This is a genomic window from Streptomyces coeruleoprunus (assembly GCF_039542925.1).
GTDB classification, from domain to species: domain Bacteria; phylum Actinomycetota; class Actinomycetes; order Streptomycetales; family Streptomycetaceae; genus Streptomyces; species Streptomyces coeruleoprunus.
In genome coordinates this window covers 1,453,397-1,473,988 of the sequence record NZ_BAABIT010000001.1, presented here as the reverse complement: position 1 = coordinate 1,473,988, position 20,592 = coordinate 1,453,397, and the positions used below count along the sequence as shown (strand labels likewise).

16 protein-coding genes are annotated in these 20,592 nt (G+C 71.1%); 8 read left to right on the top strand and 8 right to left on the bottom strand.

Annotated features, from left to right (window positions below; genetic code table 11):
* The first annotated feature begins 59 nt into the window (after nucleotides 1-59).
* From ABEB09_RS06395 to ABEB09_RS06380, 4 genes are read left to right on the top strand one after another with little or no spacing between them, the layout of a single operon-like run.
* A complete protein-coding gene (locus ABEB09_RS06395; RefSeq protein WP_345687968.1) occupies nucleotides 60-563 on the top strand; it encodes a hypothetical protein in 504 nt (167 codons plus the stop codon).
* On the top strand, nucleotides 560-1,789 hold the full coding sequence (locus tag ABEB09_RS06390; RefSeq protein ID WP_345687966.1) for an NRAMP family divalent metal transporter: 1,230 nt from the start codon (nucleotides 560-562) through the stop codon (nucleotides 1,787-1,789). Before ABEB09_RS06395 ends, ABEB09_RS06390 begins: the two co-directional genes overlap by 4 nt.
* Nucleotides 1,786-2,175 (top strand): hypothetical protein, encoded by a 390-nt coding sequence (locus ABEB09_RS06385; protein WP_345687964.1) that lies wholly within the window; start codon nucleotides 1,786-1,788, stop codon nucleotides 2,173-2,175. The genes ABEB09_RS06390 and ABEB09_RS06385 overlap by 4 nt, the downstream gene beginning before the upstream one ends.
* Entirely contained in the window at nucleotides 2,162-2,473 is a 312-nt protein-coding gene (locus tag ABEB09_RS06380) for a PRC-barrel domain-containing protein (protein WP_345687962.1), read from the top strand. The genes ABEB09_RS06385 and ABEB09_RS06380 overlap by 14 nt, the downstream gene beginning before the upstream one ends.
* 120 nt (nucleotides 2,474-2,593) lie before the next feature.
* Here the strand turns inward: ABEB09_RS06380 and ABEB09_RS06375 are convergent, their stop codons facing one another.
* The 4 genes from ABEB09_RS06375 to ABEB09_RS06360 all read right to left on the bottom strand — a co-directional run bounded on the left by ABEB09_RS06375 (nucleotide 2,594) and on the right by ABEB09_RS06360 (nucleotide 7,591).
* Nucleotides 2,594-3,025 (bottom strand): hypothetical protein, encoded by a 432-nt coding sequence (locus ABEB09_RS06375; RefSeq protein ID WP_345687960.1) that lies wholly within the window; start codon nucleotides 3,023-3,025, stop codon nucleotides 2,594-2,596.
* A 995-nt stretch (nucleotides 3,026-4,020) separates the two neighbouring features.
* A complete protein-coding gene (locus tag ABEB09_RS06370; RefSeq protein WP_345687958.1) occupies nucleotides 4,021-4,770 on the bottom strand; it encodes a hypothetical protein in 750 nt (249 codons plus the stop codon).
* A 373-nt stretch (nucleotides 4,771-5,143) separates the two neighbouring features.
* Nucleotides 5,144-6,673 (bottom strand): helix-turn-helix domain-containing protein, encoded by a 1,530-nt coding sequence (locus ABEB09_RS06365; protein ID WP_345687956.1) that lies wholly within the window; start codon nucleotides 6,671-6,673, stop codon nucleotides 5,144-5,146.
* Nucleotides 6,674-6,913: 240 nt separating this feature from the next.
* Entirely contained in the window at nucleotides 6,914-7,591 is a 678-nt protein-coding gene (locus tag ABEB09_RS06360; protein ID WP_345687954.1) for a histidine phosphatase family protein, read from the bottom strand.
* Nucleotides 7,592-7,893: 302 nt separating this feature from the next.
* Here ABEB09_RS06360 and acnA point away from each other — a divergent pair, with 302 nt between their 5' ends.
* Both acnA and ABEB09_RS06350 read left to right on the top strand, forming a co-directional pair.
* Nucleotides 7,894-10,608, top strand: a complete 2,715-nt coding sequence (acnA, locus tag ABEB09_RS06355; protein ID WP_345687952.1) for an aconitate hydratase AcnA — start codon at nucleotides 7,894-7,896, stop codon at nucleotides 10,606-10,608.
* Between the two features lie 180 nt (nucleotides 10,609-10,788).
* On the top strand, nucleotides 10,789-11,823 hold the full coding sequence (locus tag ABEB09_RS06350; protein ID WP_345687950.1) for a lytic polysaccharide monooxygenase auxiliary activity family 9 protein: 1,035 nt from the start codon (nucleotides 10,789-10,791) through the stop codon (nucleotides 11,821-11,823).
* A 74-nt stretch (nucleotides 11,824-11,897) separates the two neighbouring features.
* Here ABEB09_RS06350 and ABEB09_RS06345 read toward each other — a convergent pair whose 3' ends face one another.
* From ABEB09_RS06345 to ABEB09_RS06330, 4 genes are all read right to left on the bottom strand, one after another.
* Nucleotides 11,898-12,560: a DUF1326 domain-containing protein gene (locus tag ABEB09_RS06345; protein ID WP_345687948.1), complete on the bottom strand. Its 663-nt coding sequence runs from the start codon at nucleotides 12,558-12,560 to the stop codon at nucleotides 11,898-11,900.
* A gap of 121 nt (nucleotides 12,561-12,681) precedes the next feature.
* Nucleotides 12,682-13,191, bottom strand: coding sequence for a hypothetical protein (locus tag ABEB09_RS06340; RefSeq protein ID WP_345687946.1), 510 nt, complete (start codon nucleotides 13,189-13,191; stop codon nucleotides 12,682-12,684).
* Nucleotides 13,192-13,287: 96 nt separating this feature from the next.
* Nucleotides 13,288-13,701 (bottom strand): VOC family protein, encoded by a 414-nt coding sequence (locus ABEB09_RS06335; protein WP_345687944.1) that lies wholly within the window; start codon nucleotides 13,699-13,701, stop codon nucleotides 13,288-13,290.
* Nucleotides 13,702-13,912: 211 nt separating this feature from the next.
* Complete coding sequence (locus tag ABEB09_RS06330; protein ID WP_345687942.1) at nucleotides 13,913-17,755, bottom strand: GH92 family glycosyl hydrolase; 3,843 nt, start codon at nucleotides 17,753-17,755, stop codon at nucleotides 13,913-13,915.
* Nucleotides 17,756-18,166: 411 nt separating this feature from the next.
* Between ABEB09_RS06330 and ngcE the strand changes: the two genes are divergently transcribed.
* Nucleotides 18,167-19,621 carry an N-acetylglucosamine/diacetylchitobiose ABC transporter substrate-binding protein gene (gene ngcE / locus ABEB09_RS06325; protein ID WP_345687940.1) on the top strand — a complete coding sequence of 485 codons (1,455 nt, stop codon included), beginning with the start codon at nucleotides 18,167-18,169 and terminating at the stop codon, nucleotides 19,619-19,621.
* A 47-nt stretch (nucleotides 19,622-19,668) separates the two neighbouring features.
* The gene (locus ABEB09_RS06320) at nucleotides 19,669-20,592 is read left to right on the top strand and encodes a carbohydrate ABC transporter permease (protein ID WP_345687938.1); all 924 of its coding nucleotides are present in this window, start codon (nucleotides 19,669-19,671) and stop codon (nucleotides 20,590-20,592) included.

The window sequence follows — 20,592 nt, the reverse complement described above, 5'->3', positions numbered from 1 at the left end:
CCCCTGTGCTGACGTCTCGTGGGCACGGGCGATGTGCCGATGCGGAGCGGAGGTGAGCCGTGGGGAAGCCGGTACGCCGGAGGCGGTCGCCCGCGCACAACGGGCCGCGGCTGTGGCCGCGGCAGGCATGCGGCCCGGTGCTGGTGCTGATGCTGATGCTGGTGGCCGGTTGCGTGGGGTCCTCCCGTACCGACACGGACTACCGGGAGAAGGCGGCGAACACGGCCGAGGCGGTGCGCTCCTCCATCGAGACCGCCCGCCTGGTCGTCGGCGCCGCCGGACGGGGCAAGTCGCCGGGCGCCTACACGTCCAGGACGCTGTCGCAGCTGGAGAGCGCGGTCGGCAGCGTCGCCACGCAGTTCGGATCCGTACAGCCCCCCACCCGGGACGCCGCCCGGCTGCGCGAGGAGATCACGGCGCTGCTGGACCGGTGCCGCGGCGTGCTCGGCGAGCTGCGGATCAGCGCGCGCCAGGGCCGCCTCGCGGACCTCCCCCGGCTGGCCGAGCCCCTGCCGCGTCTCTCCGCGCGCCTCCGGCGCTTCCAGGAGCTGGTGGTGACGTGAGACGGGCGCTGTCGCTGATGCTCGGCGTGTTCACCGCCATGGGCGGGTTCATGGACATCGGCGACCTGGTCACCGACGCGCTGGTCGGGGCCCGGTTCGGGCTGTCCCTGGCGTGGGTGACCCTCGTCGCCGTGGTCGGTGTGGCCCTGTACTCGGAGATGGCGGGGCGGATCGCCGTCGTCACCGGCCGGACGGTCTTCGACCTCATCCGCGAGCGCACCGGCCCCCGCGTCGGCCTGGCCACCGTGGCCGCCTCGTATCTCGTCAACGTCCTCGCCCTGATCGCTGAGTTGTGCGGTGTCGCCCTCGCGATCGAACTGCTCGCCGACCTCCACTACCTGCTGTGGGTCCCGCCCGTCGCCCTCCTCGCCTGGCTGGTGGTGTGGCGGCTGCCCTTCGCGTACATGGAGCGGCTGTACGGCCTGCTGGGCCTGGCGCTGTTCGTCTTCGTCGCGGCCGTCTGGTGGTTCGGCCCCGACTGGGGCGCCCTGTGGCACGACGCCGCCCATCCGACGGTCCCGCGGGGCGAAGGCCACGCCACGTACTTCTTCTACGCGCTCGTCCTGCTCGGCGCGCAGATGAACCCGTACGAGGTGTTCTTCTTCGCCTCCGGCGCGGTCGAACACCGCTGGCGTGCCCGCAACCTCCTGGACGTGCGGGTGAACGCCTGGCTGGGATACCCCATCGGCGGCGTCCTCGCCATCGGCATCCAGGCGACCGCCCACCTGGTGCTGCGGCCCGCCGGCATCCAGGTCGAGCAGCTGAGCCAGACCGTGCTGCCCGTGGTGATCGCTTTCGGGCAGGCCGGCTTCGCCTTCGCCATCCTCGGCATCGTCGCCAGCGTCTTCGGCGCGACGCTCGAAACGCTCCTGTCGTCGAGCTACACCGTGGCCCACCACTTCGGGTGGACGTGGGGCAAGGAGACCCGGCCCGCCAGGGCCGCGCGCTTCCACACACTGCTGCTGGTGACGCTGCTCGGCGCCGCGGTCGTCGCGCTGACCACCGTCGACCCCATCGCGGTGACGATCTACGCGGTCTACCTCGCGGCAGCCGTCCTGCCGCTGACCTTCCTGCCGATCCTGGTCATCGCCAACGACCGCCGCTACCTGGGCCGGCGCGTCAACGGCCGGACGACCAACGTGCTCGGCACGGTGTATCTCGTCGCCGTCACGGCCGGAGCCGTGGCGGCCCTCCCGCTGCTGATCGCGACCAAGGCAGGCGCATGACCGTGGACAGCCTCGACGTCGGACTCGACCTCCTCGACCGCCAGCTCCTCGACAGGGCAGGCACGCTGCTCGGCAAGGTCGACGACCTCCGCTTCGACGACCCCGGCGACGGCCGTCCCCCCGAACTGGCCGCCCTGCTGGTCGGGCAGCGCGCCTTCGGACAGCGCCTGGGCGGCCCGCTGGGCCGCTGGTGGACGGCGGTGGCGGAACGCCTGGCCGGCGGCGCGACACCGGCGGAGGTCCCCCTCGCCCTGGTACGCGAGTACGGCCCCGCCGTCCGCCTGGCGGTACGGGCCGAGGACCTGCCGGCCCTGGGCCGGGCGGAGCGCTACCTCAGTCACCGTTTCATCGGAAGGATCCCTGGGGCCCATCGTGAGAGCAAGTGACCTGCTGCGCGCCGAAGTCGTCGACGAGACCGGCCACCGCCTGGGCACGGTCCACGACCTGAGGGTCGTCCGCTCCTCGACCTCCGCGCCCTGGCAGCTCCAGGCCGTCGTGGTGGGCGCCACGGGCGTGGCCCACCGCCTCGGCTACGCCACCGGCGAGGTCCGCGGCCCGGCCCCGCTGTCCAGGACAGCACACCGACTCGCCCGCCGCAGCCAGGTCGTCGCGTGGTCGCGGGTCATCGCGTACGGCGAGGGCAGGATCACGGTCCGCGCCACGGACCACCTCGGGCCACAGTGATGACCGATGGCCTGCCCGTCCTCGTCGCCTGGCTGGAACTCGTCGCCCTGGTGGGCCTGCTGCTCTGGCTGGTCAACCGCCGCCCGCCCGGCAGCTGAGGTTCAGTCGGTGAACCGGGCGTCACGCGGGGTCCTCGACCATCCTCTTTTCACAGTCGACGACAGTGCCCGTGTCCGGGCCCACCAGGACGCAGATGTTCGTCTCCGTGGGGCGCGGGGCACCTCCGTCGACGTCCCCCGCGTTGGCGGCGGCCGGATTGCCGTCGGGGTTCCTGCGTCCCCGGACGAGTTCGAGGGTGTCGTTCCCGCCGCGGGCGAGGACGTCGGCACCGTTCGCGTTGCCGTCGCCGGGCCGGCCGGGCGACGCGTTGGGGGCCACGGTGCCGGAGTCGCCGCCCTTGGCCGTGATGGCGTCGGTGCCCGGACCACCGCCGAGCAGGCCGGTGTTGCCGTGGCCACCGGCGCCGGCGGTGCCGGTGCGGCCGGACGCGGCGCCGCCCTGGCCGCCGGTCGCGGTGATCGCGGCGCCGGCCAGGATCGCGTCGAGGCGCACCTGTCCGGCGTTGCCGGTGCCGCCCGCTCCGCCGGTGCCGCCGCCGGAGGCCGTGCCGCCGAGGCCGCCCGTGGTGGCGACGCCGGTCGTGGCGGCCCGGCCGTAGACGGTTCCGGAGTTTCCGGGGCCGCCGTCGCGGCCGCCCTCGCCGCCGGTGGCGCCGACGGTGGTGCCGGCGTGGACGACGCCGTCGGGGCCGATGCCCGCGCCGCCCGTACCCGCGTGGCGTTGCCGCCGGTGGCCGTGGTGGCCCCGACGGCGAGGACGGTGCCCTGGATGCCGTGGCCACCAGTGGCTCCCGCGCCGCCGGAGACGTTCACCGAGCCGGCTCCGCCGAGGAGCGAGCCGTCGACGCGCCCGCCGGCGGCGATGCCGTCCCCGCCCCGGCCGCTCGTGGACTCGCCGCCGCTGACCGTGACGACCGTGGCCCCGCGCTGGTCCGTGACGACCCCCGTCGGCCCGACCCCATGGGCGGCGTCCCCGGTCAGGCCCGCGCCGCCGATCACCGTGACGGTCCCGCCGGTCGCCCGGACGGTTCCGTCGACCCCGTTGCCGCCCCGCACGTTGGTGATGGTGATGGTGTCGACCCCGCCGGAACCATCGAGGACGGTGCCCTGCGGGACGCCGAGGACACAGACGATGTTCTGACCGGTCGGACTGGGCGTACGCGTGCACCCGGGAGGCCGCAGCGGTTCCTGGGCGTACACGGGACCGACGCCGGCCGCACAGAGCCCCGCCGCGGCGAGCACGGCGACGAGGGGGCGCGGCAACGCCTGCGAACGGGTGGGGCGTCGAAGGCGGATGAGCGGCACGGCGGACTCCTCGGGGTGATCGTCGCATCGGGGCCGATTCGCACGCTGGAAAGCCCACCGGCACCCCCCCCACACGGACTGCTCCACGCGTGGAGGAGGCCCATGCGGCAGGGTGGGTCTGCGAGTGGCCATCGGCCCGGACGGGGACGACGCCGGGGGCGCCCGCAGCTCGGCGCCGGTGGTTCAGCAGGCGGCGCAGTGGCGGTGTCCGCAGCTCATCTTCTGCCGCGTCGCCTTGATCTTGCCGAAGTCGGCGTCGTCGACGGGCTTGTCGCCCCGGACCAGCTTCGCGAAGACGGCCTTGTAGATGCACAAGATGTCCTCGGCCTGCCACGCGGTCAGCTCCTGGAAGGGCTTTGGCAGCTCGGCGAGGGTGAGGATCTTTCTGCCTGCGGTGCTGATGCCGAGCTTGCGTACGCCCAAGTCGGTGCCCGAGTGCAGCCATACCTCCTCCGGCTCGACCCCGAGGTGCCACGCCAGCAGCAGCGCCGCGTCGTACCGCAGCAGGTCGGTCGGTTTGAAGAGGGGACGGCCGTCCGGACGGTGCTTCCTGACGGCTTCCGCGGCCTCTTCGGCGACGGCGTGGATGTCGGGGAAGGCCATGCCCTTACGCAGCTTCCCCACCCGCTGCACGAGTTCGTCCGCGAAGGCGGCGAGCGACGCTTCACGGCGCGTCCTGCGCTCGTTCTTGTTCTCCTCGTGCTCGGGCCCCGCCACCCAGTTCTCCGCATGGCCGTGCCGCTGCCCGTCGTGCCGCAGCGGAAGCCCGGCCGAGCGGGCGGCCTCCTCGGTCGTGAGGCCGCGGTAGTACGCGCGGTCCTTCTTCTCGCAGGGGAGGAAGACATCGGTGTAGTGGTCGACGACACGCTTCAGGACGGCCTTGCCGGCCTCGGTGTCGAATATCGCCTCGTACTCGGGCTTCTGGTCGCCCACACGGGCCCCCTCGTTGCTCGTGCCGCGCCAGGGAAAGCCTAGGCGGCCGGACAGACGGCACGAGGCGCGCATGAAGAAGCCACTGAAATCTCCCGACTCCGTGTGGCAGGCCGTTGAAGTCGCGTTCGAGAACGGCAGGCACATCCGCAACTGACCGCGGACGACCCCGCAGAGAGCCGACGACGAGTAGCTGACGCGCACACTCGGCTCCCGGTGCCGCCCGCTGGACAACTCCACGTCTCGCGGCCCCGGCGTCGTTCTCCGATGCCGGGGCCGGCCGAGGGCAGGCGGAGACGTCGCGCAGCAGCCCGTTCGCCCCCTGCACGGGATGCCGCGCGACTCCGGGACGGAACCGTGCGCCTTGTTCTACCGCCTAGATGTCCCGGAAGATCTCGATCTGCGCGCCCACCGAGTTGAGGCGTTCCGCCAGGTCCTCGTAGCCGCGGTTGATGACGTAGACGTTGCGGAGCACCGACGTGCCCTCGGCGGCCATCATGGCCAGGAGGACCACCACGGCCGGGCGGAGGGCCGGCGGGCACATCATCTCGGCGGCGCGCCAGCGGGTCGGGCCCTCGACCAGGACGCGGTGCGGGTCGAGGAGCTGGAGGCGGCCCCCGAGCCGGTTCAGGTCCGTGAGGTAGATGGCGCGGTTGTCGTAGACCCAGTCGTGGATGAGGGTCTGGCCCTGCGCGGACGCCGCGATGGCCGCGAAGAACGGCACGTTGTCGATGTTCAGGCCGGGGAAGGGCATCGGGTGGATCTTGTCGATGGGCGCCTCCAGCTTGGAGGGCCGCACGGTGAGGTCCACCAGACGGGTCCGGCCGTTGTCCGCCGTGTACTCGGTGGACCGGTCGTGGTCGAGGCCCATCTCCTCCAGGACCGCCAGCTCGATCTCCAGGAACTCGATCGGCACCCGGCGGATCGTCAGCTCCGACTCGGTGACGACGGCGGCGGCCAGCAGGCTCATCGCCTCGACCGGGTCCTCGGACGGCGAGTAGTCGACGTCCACGTCGATGTGCGGAACGCCGTGCACGGTCAGCGTCGTCGTGCCGACGCCGTCCACGCGTACGCCCAGGGCCTCCAGGAAGAAGCAGAGGTCCTGGACCATGTAGTTGGACGAGGCGTTGCGGATGACGGTGACGCCGTCGTGGCGGGCCGCGGCCAGCAGCGCGTTCTCGGTCACGGTGTCGCCGCGCTCGGTCAGCACGATGGGCCGGTCGGGCGTGACGCCCGCGTCCACCCGGGCGTGGTACAGGCCCTCGGTCGCGGTGATGTCCAGGCCGAACCGGCGCAGCGCGATCATGTGCGGCTCGACCGTGCGCGTACCGAGGTCGCAGCCGCCGGCGTACGGGAGCTTGAACTGGTCCATGCGGTGCAGCAGCGGACCGAGGAACATGATGATCGAGCGCGTGCGGCGGGCCGCGTCCGCGTCGATGGCCTCCATGTCGAGCTGCGCGGGCGGGACGATCTCCAGGTCCATCCCGTCGTTGATCCAGCGGGTCCGGACGCCGATGGAGTTGAGGACCTCCAGCAGCCGGTAGACCTCTTCGATACGGGCGACCCGGCGCAGCACCGTACGGCCCTTGTTCAGCAGCGAGCCGCAGAGCAGCGCCACACAGGCGTTCTTGCTGGTCTTGACGTCGATCGCGCCGGAGAGCCGGCGTCCGCCGACCACCCGCAGGTGCATGGGGCCGGCGTAGCCGAGCGACACGATTTCGCTGTCGAGCGCCTCACCGATGCGGGCGATCATCTCAAGGCTGATGTTCTGGTTCCCGCGCTCGATGCGATTGACGGCGCTCTGGCTGGTGGCCAGCGCCTCGGCGAGCTGGGTCTGTGTCCAGCCGCGGTGCTGGCGGGCGTCACGGATGAGCCTGCCGATGCGTACGAGGTAGTCGTCTGCCATGGCGGCAGGTTATCTCAGATATGAGATGGGGCGCGCGAGGGGGGTGGGCCGTTCGAGTGAACCCCTGTCCCGCGTACGCCAGTTCACGGCCGCGTGTGTCGTCGAACACGATCGTCGAATTGACGTACTGACAGAAATCATATCAATTGCGCCGTCGGTGGGGGTGGTTTCACAGTAAATCGGGCGAACGTGTTGATACGTCTCGATTGGGTGGCCACGCCCCCTCGTCGTCCCGCCGTCTCACACCCGAAGCTCCGGCGGAAAGCCCGTCCAGCGGAGCTCCTCCGGCAGGTGCCCCGTGTCGTTGTAGAGGAGTACGGAGGCCGGGCGCCCGGGTGCGTAGCGGATGACCGTCAGGGCCGCGTTGCCGTGGACCAGGCCCATCCAGCGCCACGGAGGGGCGTTCAGCGCGTCGCGGACCAGCCAGCCGATGAGGAAGTTGTGCGTGACGAGCAGCTCGTGGCGCGGCTCGTCACCTTCGACCGGGCCCGTGAACCGCGCCAGGGCCGCCCGCGCGAGCCGCGGGCCGGGTTCGCGCTCCTCCGGCGGGAACAGGGCCAGCCGCTCCAGCATGGCGTCGGCCGCCTCCGCCGGCAGTTCGTCGCGCCCCGGCAGGTACGGCACGTAGTCGCCGGCCTCCTCGGACTGCTCCAGTGGGACGTCCGGCGAGAGCCGGTCCTGGACGATCCGGGCCGTCTCGGCCGCGCGGGTCAGCGGGCCGTGGTGGACGGCGGCGAGGGGCGCGCCCCGCAGGCGCTCGGCCAGCAGGGCGGCCTGGCGGCGGCCCCTCTCCGACAGCTCGCTCTCGTCCGGCGACGCCTCGCCGTGGCGCGCCAGGTACAGGTACCGCGCAGCGGCGGTGGTGCCGGTCGTGCGCGTGGCGGTCGTGCGGGCGGTGGTGCCGGTCGCGCCGGTCATGCGAGAGCCCCCTTCGGCGGCGTACGGCCGCGGGGCCGGCCGCGTGTGTGATCGTCCGTCCATCAGGACGGGGCTCGCGGCCGGGCGGTTGCGGGCCGCCGGTGTCGCCGACGGGTGTGCCTGGGCATGACCGCGCAGCGGTCATGTACTAGAGTTATCTCGACATCGAGATATCTGCTGACGACGCACCGCGGTCGCCCGTATGGGTAAGGGTCACCTAACTAAGCCTTACCTTAGCGGATCGGCGAGGAGCCGTGGCGGCAGGATGCGGTTGAACGCGCACATTGATGAAGGAGACTGTCGTGTCGGCGAACAGCTTCGACGCCCGCAGCACGCTGCGCGTGGGCGACGAGTCGTACGAGATCTTCCGGCTGGACAAGGTCGAGGGCTCCGCGCGCCTCCCCTACAGCCTGAAGGTCCTCCTGGAGAACCTGCTCCGCACCGAGGACGGCGCGAACATCACCGCCGACCACATCCGGGCCCTCGGCAACTGGGACTCCCAGGCCCAGCCGAGCCAGGAGATCCAGTTCACCCCGGCCCGCGTGATCATGCAGGACTTCACCGGTGTGCCGTGTGTCGTGGACCTCGCCACCATGCGTGAGGCCGTGAAGGAGCTGGGCGGCGACCCGTCGAAGATCAACCCGCTCGCGCCGGCCGAGCTGGTCATCGACCACTCCGTCATCGCCGACAAGTTCGGCTCCCGCGACGCCTTCGCGCAGAACGTCGAGCTGGAGTACGGCCGCAACAAGGAGCGCTACCAGTTCCTGCGCTGGGGCCAGACCGCGTTCGACGAGTTCAAGGTCGTCCCGCCGGGCACCGGCATCGTCCACCAGGTGAACATCGAGCACCTGGCCCGTACGGTCATGGTCCGGGGCGGCCAGGCGTACCCGGACACCCTCGTCGGCACCGACTCGCACACCACCATGGTCAACGGCCTCGGTGTGCTGGGCTGGGGCGTCGGCGGCATCGAGGCCGAGGCCGCCATGCTCGGCCAGCCGGTCTCCATGCTCATCCCGCGCGTCGTCGGCTTCAAGCTGACCGGCGAGCTGCCCACCGGCACCACCGCCACCGACCTGGTGCTGACCATCACCGAGATGCTCCGCAAGCACGGTGTCGTCGGCAAGTTCGTCGAGTTCTACGGCGAGGGCGTGGCCGCCACCTCCCTCGCCAACCGCGCCACCATCGGCAACATGTCGCCGGAGTTCGGCTCCACCGCCGCGATCTTCCCGATCGACGACGAGACCCTGAACTACCTCAAGCTCACCGGCCGCTCCGAGCAGCAGGTCGCGCTCGTCGAGGCGTACGCCAAGGAGCAGGGCCTCTGGCTGGACCCGTCCGCCGAGCCGGACTTCTCCGAGAAGCTCGAGCTGGACCTGTCCACCGTCGTCCCGTCGATCGCCGGCCCGAAGCGCCCGCAGGACCGCATCGTCCTCGCCAACGCCGCCGAGCAGTTCGCGCACGACGTGCTCAACTACGTCGACGACGTCGACGAGGCGGGCAAGGAGTCCTTCCCGGCCTCCGACGCCCCGGCCGTCGCCAGCAGCGTCCCGTCCCGCCCGACCACCGTCACCGCGCCCGACGGCTCGACCTACGAGATCGACCACGGCGCCGTCACGGTCGCGGCCATCACCTCCTGCACCAACACCTCGAACCCGTACGTCATGGTCGCCGCCGCGCTGGTGGCCAAGAAGGCGGTCGAGAAGGGCCTGACCCGCAAGCCGTGGGTCAAGACCACCCTCGCCCCGGGTTCGAAGGTCGTCACGGACTACTTCGACAAGGCCGGGCTCACCCCGTACCTCGACAAGGTCGGCTTCAACCTCGTCGGCTACGGCTGCACCACCTGCATCGGCAACTCCGGCCCGCTGCCGGAGGAGGTCTCCAAGGCCGTCAACGAGCACGACCTCGCCGTGACCTCGGTCCTCTCCGGCAACCGCAACTTCGAGGGCCGGATCAACCCGGACGTCAAGATGAACTACCTGGCGTCCCCGCCGCTGGTCGTCGCGTACGCCATCGCGGGCTCCATGAAGGTGGACATCACCAAGGACGCCCTGGGCACCGACCAGGACGGCAACCCGGTCCACCTCAAGGACATCTGGCCGACCGAGGCCGAGGTGAACGACGTCGTCGCCAACGCGATCGGCGAGGACATGTTCTCCAAGTCCTACCAGGACGTCTTCGCGGGCGACGCCCAGTGGCAGGCCCTGCCGATCCCGACCGGCAACACCTTCGAGTGGGACCCGGAGTCCACCTACGTCCGCAAGCCCCCTTACTTCGAGGGCATGACCATGGACCCGGCCCCGGTCGAGGACATCGCCGGCGCCCGCGTCCTGGCCAAGCTGGGCGACTCGGTCACCACCGACCACATCTCCCCGGCCGGTGCCATCAAGGCCGACACCCCGGCCGGCAAGTACCTCACGGAGCACGGCGTCGAGCGCCGCGACTTCAACAGCTACGGCTCGCGCCGCGGCAACCACGAGGTCATGATCCGCGGTACGTTCGCCAACATCCGCCTGCGCAACCAGATCGCGCCGGGCACCGAGGGCGGCTACACCCGCGACTTCACGCAGGAGGGCGGCCCGGTCTCCTTCATCTACGACGCCTCCCAGAACTACCAGGCCGCCGGCATCCCGCTGGTCGTCCTGGCCGGCAAGGAGTACGGCTCCGGCTCGTCCCGCGACTGGGCGGCCAAGGGCACCGCGCTCCTCGGCGTCAAGGCCGTCATCGCCGAGTCGTACGAGCGCATCCACCGCTCGAACCTCATCGGCATGGGCGTGCTCCCGCTCCAGTTCCCGGAGGGCGCCTCGGCCGCGTCGCTGGGCCTGACCGGTGAGGAGACCTTCTCCATCGCGGGCGTCACCGAGCTGAACGAGGGCACCACGCCGCGCACGGTCAAGGTCACCACCGACACGGGCGTCGAGTTCGACGCGGTCGTCCGCATCGACACCCCCGGTGAGGCCGACTACTACCGCAACGGCGGCATCATGCAGTACGTGCTGCGCAACCTGATCCGCGGCTGACGCCACGTCAGGACCAAGGGCCGCACCCCGTCCCGTACGGGGTGCGGCCCTCCGCCTTTTCCGCTGCCGCGGGGATTTACGACCTGTCATGTACGCGCTAGCTTCCGCAGTGCTGCAGCTGCAATGGGAGCGCTCCCAGCCACTCGCCCCGCACGGGGCATCCGGTGAAGGGACGACACCATGACGCATCGATCACGAGCCCTGCTCGTGCTTCTCGCCCTGCTCCCCGCGTTCGGCCTGCTCATGGCCACCGCGGACGACGGGGCGGCCCACGGCACACCGATGAAGCCCGGCAGCCGTACGTTCCTGTGCTGGCAGGACGGCCTGACGGACACCGGCGAGATCAAGCCCGTCAACCCGGCCTGCCGGGCGGCCGCCCAGGTCAGCGGCACCACCCCGTTCTACAACTGGTTCTCGGTCCTCCGCTCCGACGGTGCCGGCCGCACCCGCGGCTTCGTGCCCGACGGCGAGCTGTGCAGCGGCGGCAACACCAACTTCACGGGCTTCGACGCCGCTCGTGACGACTGGCCGCTCACCCATCTCACCGCGGGCGCCCGGATCGACTTCTCGTACAACGCGTGGGCCGCGCACCCGGGCTGGTTCCGGGTCTACATCACCAAGGACGGCTTCACCCCGACCCGCACCCTCACCTGGGACGACATGGAGGACCAGCCGTTCCTGACAGTGGATCACCCGCCGCTCACCGGCAGCCCGGGCACCGTCGAGGGGCACTACGCCTGGACCGGCGACCTCCCGGTGAACAAGTCGGGCCGCCACATCATCTACATGGTGTGGGAGCGCTCGGACAGCCAGGAGACCTTCTACTCCTGCTCGGACGTCGTCTTCGACGGCGGCAACGGCGAGGTCACCGGCGTCAAGGACCCGGGCAGGCCGCCGACGGAGCCCCCGCCCGGCGCGTGCTCCGCGGCGCGCGCGGTGACGTCCTCCTGGACGGGCGGCCACCAGGCGCAGGTCACCGTCACCAACACCGGTACGGTGCCGATGCTCGGCTGGATGGTGGAGTGGACGCTCCCGGACGGGCAGCGGATCGACTCCCTCTGGAACGGCACGGTGATGGCCCACGGCCAGGAGGTCATGGTCCACAACGCCGGCTGGAACGGCTCCCTCGCCCCGGGCGCGACCACCACCTTCGGCTACGTCGTCCAGGGCGGCGGCCCCGACCCGGCACCGGCCCTGAGCTGCCGGGTCGGCTGACGGCCCGCTCCCGCAGGGGTGCGCGACGGCGCCAACCCGCCGCCGCGCACGACCGCGCCGTCCCGTCGCGCGGCTCAGTCCGGGCCGCTCCAGTCGAACGGGAAGTGCTTGCTGGACTTGCCGCTGCGGTCCCACCGGAAGCCGAAGGCGTCGGCGCGGTCGGTGGTCGCGCGGCCCCAGGTGGCGACCTGTCCCGGTCCCACCTCGGCGCCCGGCGCGTTGTGGACCTGGACGCGGTTGCCCTCGCCGGTGGTCGGACCGGTGAGCGCCTCGGCGCGGGCGCTGACCCGGCCGGGGATTTCGGCGCTCCACGAGCCGAGGTCGTCGTCGATCACGACGTCGATGGGCGCGACGTCCATCCCGCGCATCTCGGCGCCGAATATCTCGCCGAACTGCTGCGGCCAGCCGCCCGCGGCTCCGCCGAAGATCGCGCCGAGCGCGTCCCGCTGCTCCTGGTCGGCCCGCTCGTCGAGGAACACCGCCGCGTACGGGTCGCTGTGCTTGCGCTCCCAGACACTGCCGGTGAAGGAGCCGAGCATCAGGACGTTCAGCCCGTCGAGCCGGACGTCGCCGTACGAGCCATCCCTGATGTGCCAGACCAGGACACCGTCGCAGTCACCCTCGGACGGGGGCTGGGCGAACGTGCAGGGGCAGGGGATCGAGCACTTGCAGACATCGAACCAGTCGCCGGCCAGGTGCCAGCGCGTGGCGGTGGTCTCGGTGGTCGTATCGGTCATCGGCCGTTCCTCCTCGTTCGGGCACACCCGTGGGTGCAGGGAAGAGGAGAGGACCACCGCTGTCCTCTTCAGCCTAGGCGCGCCCGGTCGACCTGGGAAGCGCCGGCCCGTCGGCTCCCGGTCAGCACCCGTCCACCGGTGTCAGCCCCGCGATCCGCTCCACCGGGATGTCGAGGTGCTGCCCGTCGGCCACCAGCCGCACCACGCCATCGCCCTCGGCCGCGGCCAGCGTCCCGCACGCCGTGCCCGCCGACGTGCTGACCTGGACGAAGGCGGCGGCCCCGGCCTCGCCCTCGGCGGCCGGCCACCACGCGGAGGCCGCGGCCAGCGCCACCAGCACCACCGCCAGGAACGTCAGCACCAGGCCCCACCGCAGCCGCCGCCCCGCCGCGACCAGGTTCACGGCACGGCCCGGCAGCGGCCACGCCGTGCGCCCCACCAGGTACGTCGCGAGGCACGCCAGGGCCAGCCCCACCAGCACCAGGACGCCCGCCACGGCCTCCAGGCCCCGCGGCGCCGACGACACCGCGTCGCTCTTCAGCACCCCGCACAGACCCACGAACCCGAGAACCGCCAGCTGGATCGTGTGCCAGCCCCGCGCCGACGACTGAAGCCGCTCTCCTTCGTCCATCCCGTCACGGGAGCACCGGGGGCGCGCCCCGGTCAACGGGACGCGCCCCCGGGGCACCCGCACAGACCAACACCCCGAAAGCGGCGCACGGCCGGCTCAGGACCGGTTGGACCACCCACGCGTGCACAGCACCAGCCGGTAGCCGTCCGGGTCCTCCACCGTGACGCCCCAGGTGTTCCAGTACGGGTTGGGCGAGGCGACGCGCTGGCCGCCGTGCGCCTCCAGCCGGGCGACCAGCTCGTCCGGGACGGGTCCGTCGAGGTAGAGGACCAGCAGGTCCTCCACGGTGGGGGTCGGCTCCAGGGGGCGGCCCTCCTCGTGGACGAGTTCCAGGTGCCAGGACGCGTCCGGGTACCCCACCATCAGCAGGTCGTGCTCCCCGGGCACGCCCCCGGCCTCCGCGCGGTACAGCACGCTCAGGCCGAGGCCCTCCGCCCAGAACCGCTCGGCGACCGCCAGGTCACGGGTGGGGCGGGCGATGCGGACATGGCTGTCCCCGGTGAACGGCACGGTGCTCTCCTCCCTCGGGGCCGCTCGGCCGCGGCCCCGATCACCAGCGTCGTGATCACGAGCGTAGGGAGGCGGGGCCCGCGCGCGCATCGGCCGCCGGCCCTGGTCCCCACGACCGAGGACCGGGGCGCGGCGGCCGCGCTCGCGCCCAGGTCGTGTCCGCAAAGTCCCACCTGCCTGGCGGCGTCTGACGCCACTTTGCGGACACTCCCTACGCCAGCAGCTCCACCTCCGCCAGCGTCCCGCCGCCCGCCGGTACGAGCCGGTACCGGTCGTACGCGCCGGGCCGGGCCGCCGTGTAGGCCCGCGTCTGGCGGTCCCAGGCGAACGTCTCGCCCGACCTGCGGTCCACCTCGTGCCACGTCACGCCGTCCGCGGAGCCCTCCAGCACCCAGCCCGACGGGGCCGCGTCCCGCGCCGACGACGTGAGCGTGTACTGCACCGCCCGCACCTGCCCCGTGACGGGCAGGTCCAGCGGTTCCGGGCCGACCGGGGCGGCCGTCCCCGACGTGTCGTCGAACAGTGGCCCCGTACCCGACAGGGCGTCACGGCGCGGCGAGGGCACGGCGTCGTCCGTCGTGATCGACACGGGCGCCGCCTCCGGAGCCGTGCCCCACGCCGACGGGCGCGGGCCCATCGCGAACTCCAGCGTTCCGCCCCGCGCCAGCACCGCGTGCGGCAGCGCCGTCGACGTCCACGTCCGCCCGTTGACCCGCACGCCCTGCACGTACACGTTCCGCGCGCTGTTCTCCGGGGCCTTCACCACCAGCGTGCGGCCGTTGTCCATCCGTACCGTCGCCTTGGTGAAGAGCGGCGAGCCGATCGCGTACTCCCCGCTGCCCATCACCAGGGGATAGAAGCCGAGCGCCGAGAACAGGTACCAGGCGGACTGCTCGCCGTTGTCCTCGTCGCCGTGGTAGCCCTGCCCGATCTCGCTGCCCACGTAGAGCCGGGACAGCACCTCGCGCACCTTCTCCTGGGTCTTCCACGGCTGCGACGCCGCGTTGTACATGTACGCCACGTGGTGGGCGACCTGGTTGGAGTGCCCGTACATGCCCATCCGCACGTCCCTGGCCTCCGTCATCTCGTGGATGACGGACCCGTACGAGCCGACGAAGTCGGGTGACGCGGTCTCGGGCGTCGAGAAGTACGTGTCGAGCTTCTTCCCCAGCGCCGTCCGCCCGCCGTACAGGTTCGCCAGGCCCCGGCTGTCCTGCGGGGCGGTGAAGGCGTAGCCCCAGCCGTTGGTCTCCGTGTAGTCGTACCCCCAGATCCTCGGGTCGTACGACGCCGACGGCACCCGCCAGGCGCCCTTCGCGTCCCGGCCCTGGAAGAAGCCCGCATCCGTGTCGAACAGCGCCACATAGCCCCGCGCCCTGTTGAGGAAGTACGCCGCCTCCTCCCGGTAGCGGGCCTCGCCGGTCCGCTCGTGGAGCGCCTGCGCCATCCGGGCCAGGCCGTAGTCGTTGAGGTAGCCCTCCATGGACCACGACAGGCCCTCGTGGGTCTCCGTCGAGGCGTAGCCCGCGAACGGCGAGGTCGCCATGCCCTTGCGGCCCACGCCCCGGCTCGGCGGGACCACCGTCGCGTTCTTCAGCGCCGCCTCGTACGCCGCCTCCGCGTCGAAGCGCACGCCCTTCACGTACGCGTCGGCGAACGCCACGTCCGACGACGTGCCCGTCATCAGGTCGGCGTACCCGGGCGACGACCAGCGGGAGATCCAGCCGCCGTCCCGGTACTGCTGGACGAAGCCGTCGACCAGCTCACCGGCCCGGCGCGGCGTGAGGAAGGAGTAGGCGGGCCAGGTCGTGCGGTAGGTGTCCCAGAAGCCGTTGTTGACGTACACGCGGCCGTCGACGATCTTCGCGCCGGTGTGCGTCGGGGTGTCCGGTCCGGTCTGCGGCGAGAAGGGGCTCGCGTAGCGGTCCCTGCCGTCGACCTTCTCGAAGCCGGAGTTCGGATACAGATAGAGGCGGTACAGGCCGGAGTACAGCGTCGTCAGCTGGTCCCGCGTCGCGCCCTCGACCCGGACCCGGCCCAGGATCGCGTCCCACTCCGCCTGGGCCCTGGCCCGGACGAACGAGAAGGGCGCGTACGGCGGGATCTCGGCGGCCAGGTTCCGCCGTGCCTGGTCCACGCTGATCAGCGACGTGGCCATGCGCAGGGCCACGGTGCGGTCCGGGCCCGGGTCGAAGCGCAGGAAGCCCTTCACGCCTTCGGCCGCCGACGCGACGACCGGCGCGTCGAAGACGCCGTACACGAACATCCGCGTGGCGCCCGTGGACAGGCCGCTCTTCACGTCCGAGTAGCCGGTGAAGGACCGCGTGTCCGGGTCCAGCGTCAGGCCGCCCTCCTGCGTCACGTTGTCGAACACCACCGACGCGTCGCGGCCGGGGAAGGTGAACCGCATCATCGCCGCGTGGTCGGCGGGGGCGATCTCCGCCGTGAGGCCGTTCTCGAAGCGGACCCGGTAGTGGTGCGGCCGCGCCGTCTCGTTCTCGTGGCGGAACGGCAGCGCCCTGGCCGCCCGGTCGGTCGGCGGATCGGTGCCGGCCGGGGCGGCCGAGGGCATCAGCTGGAACGTCTGCCGGTCGCCCATCCAGGGGCTCGGCTCGTGGCTGGCGCTGAACGCCTGGACGGTGGGCAGGTTGTCGGCGTTGTTGCCGCGCGCGTACTCGTACAGCCAGCTCTTGGAGGCCGCGTTGGTCACCGGCGTCCAGAAGTTGAAGCCGTGCGGCACGGCGGTGGCCGGGAAGGTGTTGCCGCGCGAGAAGGAGCCGCTGGAGTTCGTGCCGCGTACGGTCGAGACGTGGTCGGAGGGGTGCGCGGGCGGCGGCTCGGAGGCCGCGCGCCGCAGCGCGATGTCGTCGATCCAGCCCTGGAACTTCCCGGGCCCGGTGGGGGAGTCGTACGCCACGAGGATCCGGTCCACGGTCCGGCCGGCCGCCACGGCGCCGATGCCCGCCGTGACCTGGTTCCACTGGTTGACGTACAGCCGCTTGGCGGCCGCCTGGCCCTGCGGGGTGAGCGCCCCGCCGTGGCTGTCGACGGCGCCGAGGTCGCTCAGGTACGTGCCGTCGGTGAAGGCCAGGTCGACGGCGACGTGGGTGGCGGGGTAGGCGAGGTCCGTCTCGGGGAGGGACGGGAAGACGCGGTACGACAGCTCGGTGTCCCGCCCGACCACCGTGTGGACGTCGAAGACCTTGTTGTACGCGTACCCCCGGCCCGCCGCCCGGTGCGCGCCCGCGTACCGCAGGGCCCGCTTGCCGGTGAACCCGGCGTTGGCCTTGGCCGTGGGGGAGCCGCCGGGGCCGCGGTCGACGTGCGTCCGCATGGAACGCGGGGGCGGCGCGGAGGTGTCACCGTTCGAGAACTGGACGTCGGCGAGCTGGGTGATCGTCGCGGCCCCGTTGTTCTCGGTGATCTCCAGGCGGTAATGCGCGTACTCCGTTGAATTGTTGAAGTCGAATGTGCGCGTCTGAAAGCGCTTTTCGAATGTCTGTGCCTCCCGGGTGTCCAGCGTCTTCCACTCGACACCGTCGGCGGATCCCTTCAGGACCCAGTTCTTGGGGTCCCGTCCGGGGTGGTCATTGGCCGACGTGAGGGCGTAGGTGACGACCTTGACCGGTTCCGTCAGATCGAATTCGAGCCAGGCGGTCGGGGTGAAGGTGAGCCACTTGGTGGACGGCTGGAGGTCGACCAGGTTCTCCTTGGTCTCCCCGGCGCCGGCGTTCTCGCCGCTGGCCCGCACGCGGGTCACCCGGTCGGTCACGTTGCCCGGTATCCCGGCCGTGAAGCCGCCGTCGACGCCGGAGGTCCGGGCGGTCCCGTCCGGGCCCGCCTCGACCGTGTCGCGCCAGTCGGGCGGCCGCTCGTCCTCCTCGAAGGACGTGGCGAACTCCCGTGCCGGCGGGGCCGGTTCGCCGGGCGAGGCGTGCGCCGCCCAGGGCAGGGCGGTGGTGAGCAGGGAAGCGGCCGCCACGAGGGCGGCCGTACGGAGTGTGTGGGGCAGGGCTCTACGGAGGGGTCTGGAGCGAAGAGGTCCGGTCTGCATCCCGCGTCTGCCTCCTGTACGCGCTGGACAACGTTGTCAGCTCGGTGCGCGGGGTCCAGTAGGGAGGTAAGTGCTCCGGGGTGTCAAGGGTGTTGGCGGGGGAGACAGGCGTGATTCAGCCTTTTCGGTGACGGTGTACGACTTTGAATGGCGCCGCGCCCCCGGGTATTTCCCCCAGGTCTCAACTCGGGAAAGACTGCTGGCGAAACCTGTTATCGATCTTGCCCAGCTGACCTGAAGTGGACTATACCTGTCGGCGTCCGCGTGGCCGTTCCCCCGGTCCGGCCCGCGACTGCGACTCCCTGCACGACCCAGCTGCAAAAGACCGCGGTGGCGGGGCCCTTCGCCTCAGGCGAGCAGTACGGGCGACCGGCGCACCGCCTGAGTCCTGGAGAAGGCGAGGACTTGAGCATGGGATCCACCTCCGACCGCACCGAGCACGAGGGCCCCGGCCGTCGCGATCTGATCAAGCGGTCCGCCGCACTCGGTCTGATCACCGTCCCGGCGATGGGCTTCCTGTCCGCCTGCGCCACCGGTGGCGGCGGCAGCAGCCAGGCCGCGCCGTCGGGCGGGGCCGTCGGCCAGAAGACCGACAAGAACCCGCTCGGCGTGAAGGAGGGCGCCCCCCTGGAGGCGTTCATCTTCAAGGGCGGGCTCGGCGACCAGTACGCCAAGGACGCCGAGGCCGACTACACGTCCACCTACAAGGCCCAGGTCAAGCACACCGGCACCCAGCAGGTCGGCCCCAAGCTCACGCCCCGGTTCGCCGGCGGCAACCCGCCGGACGTCATCGACAACTCCGGCGCCGACCACCTCGACATGAACAAGCTGTCCACGCAGGGCCAGCTCCAGGACCTGGCCGCCCTGCTCGACGCGGCCTCACTCGACGACCCGGCCAAGAAGGTCCGCGACACCATCCACCCCAGCACCATCGAGAAGGGCAAGCACGGCGACAAGTTCGACGTGCTGTACTACGCCTTCACCATCTACGGCACCTGGTACTCGCAGAAGCTGCTGGACTCCAAGGGCTGGGCGTACCCCAAGACCCTCGACGAGATGGTCAAGCTCTGCGGCGAGATCAAGAAGGCCGGCATCGCCCCCTGGACGTACGCCGGCAAGTTCCCGTACTACGTCCACTTCAACCTCTTCGCCCAGATCGCCAAGATCGGCGGCATGGAGAAGTGGATCGCGATCGACAACCTGGAGCCGGGCGCCTGGACGTCGAACGACGCGGTCAGGGAGGTCGTCGAGCACTACGAGGAGCTGGCCGCCAAGGGCTACTTCCTGGAGGGCAGCCAGGGCCTGACGCACATTCAGTCACAGACCGCCTGGAACAAGGGCAAGGCCGTCTTCATCCCCAACGGCTCCTGGGTCGAGAACGAGTCCGCGCCCACCACCCCGCAGGACTTCGGCATGGCCGTCGGCGCCCTGTTCGACGGCACCGGCGACAAGATGCCGCACGGCACGCTGCGCGCCGAGCCCAGCGAGCCGTACATCGTCTCGGCGCGCGGCAAGAACCCGGTGGGCGGCATGGAGCTGCTGCGCATCATGCTCTCCAAGAAGCACGCGCAGAACTTCGCCACGAAGGTGAAGTCGCTGACCTGTGTCATGGACGCCACCGAGGGCATGACCCTCTCGCCCGGCCTCGCCTCCGCCAGCAAGGTGTTCAAGGAGGCGGGCGACAACCTGATCAGCCTTCAGCTCCAGGAGTGGTACCCGGCGCTGACCGACGAGAAGATCGGCGGCCTCACCGGCCAGCTCCTCGTGGGCGAGCTGAAGGCGGCCGACTGGATCAAGAAGACGCAGGCGGAGGCCGACAAGGTGGCCAGGGACTCGTCCGTCACCAAGTTCAAGCGCACCGCCTGATCCACGTCCCGACAGCGGAACAGAAGAGGGGAAGGCCGGGGAGCTCCATGCAACACGGCAAATACCGATTCATCGTGGGCTTCCTGGCCCTGCCTCTGCTCATCTACGGCGTCTTCGTCGTCTCGCCGTTCGTCCAGGCCTTCCAGATCTCCCTGACCGACTGGTCCGGCCTGATCGGCACCGCGAGGTTCGTCGGCTTCGACAACTTCGCCCGGCTGTGGGACAGCGACGAGTTCTGGAACGCGCTGCGCCACAACGTCTACATGCTGGCGCTCGTCCCGGTCGTCACCCTGGCGCTCGGCCTGTTCTTCGCGTTCATGCTGAACGTGGGGGGCCGCCGCCGGCGCGGCGAGGTGGTCGCCGGGGTCGCGGGATCGCAGTTCTACAAGTTCGTCTTCTTCTTCCCGCAGGTCATCTCGATCACGATCATCGCCGTCATCTGGTTCAACATCTACAACCCCGACCCCGACGACGGGATGCTCAACTCCCTGCTCGGGACGGTGGGCCTGGACGGGCTGCAGAACGCCTGGCTGGGGGAGAAGAGCCTGGCCCTGTGGTGCATCAGCGCGGTGATGGTGTGGGGTCACGTCGGCTTCTACGTGGTGCTCTTCTCCGCCGCCATGGCGTCCGTGCCGCGCGACATCTACGAGGCTGCGCTGCTGGACGGCGCCAACCGCTTCCACACCTTCTTCCGGATCACCCTGCCCCTGCTCTGGGACACCGTCCAGACCGGCTGGGTGTACATGGGGATCATCGCCCTGGACGCGTTCGCCCTGGTCCAGATCATGTCGGTGAACATGGGCGGCCCGGACGGCGCCACGGACGTGATGCCGCTGCGGCTCTACCTGACGGCGTTCCGCGACAGCCAGTACGGCTACGCCGCCGCGATGGGCGTCGCGATGCTCATCGTCACGATGACCTTCGCAGTCCTCACGCTGCGCTTCGCGCGCCGTGAGCGGATCGAGTACTAG

Coding starts and splice junctions, on each gene's coding strand:
- ABEB09_RS06320 (WP_345687938.1), top strand. CDS start 19,669: ATGCAACACGGCAAATACCGATTCATCGTGGGCTTCCTGGCCCTGCCT.
- ABEB09_RS06360 (WP_345687954.1), bottom strand. CDS start 7,591: ATGACCGGCGCGACCGGCACCACCGCCCGCACGACCGCCACGCGCACG.
- ABEB09_RS06345 (WP_345687948.1), bottom strand. CDS start 12,560: ATGACCGATACGACCACCGAGACCACCGCCACGCGCTGGCACCTGGCC.
- ngcE (WP_345687940.1), top strand. CDS start 18,167: ATGGGATCCACCTCCGACCGCACCGAGCACGAGGGCCCCGGCCGTCGC.
- ABEB09_RS06350 (WP_345687950.1), top strand. CDS start 10,789: ATGACGCATCGATCACGAGCCCTGCTCGTGCTTCTCGCCCTGCTCCCC.
- ABEB09_RS06340 (WP_345687946.1), bottom strand. CDS start 13,191: ATGGACGAAGGAGAGCGGCTTCAGTCGTCGGCGCGGGGCTGGCACACG.
- ABEB09_RS06330 (WP_345687942.1), bottom strand. CDS start 17,755: ATGCAGACCGGACCTCTTCGCTCCAGACCCCTCCGTAGAGCCCTGCCC.
- ABEB09_RS06365 (WP_345687956.1), bottom strand. CDS start 6,673: ATGGCAGACGACTACCTCGTACGCATCGGCAGGCTCATCCGTGACGCC.
- ABEB09_RS06385 (WP_345687964.1), top strand. CDS start 1,786: ATGACCGTGGACAGCCTCGACGTCGGACTCGACCTCCTCGACCGCCAG.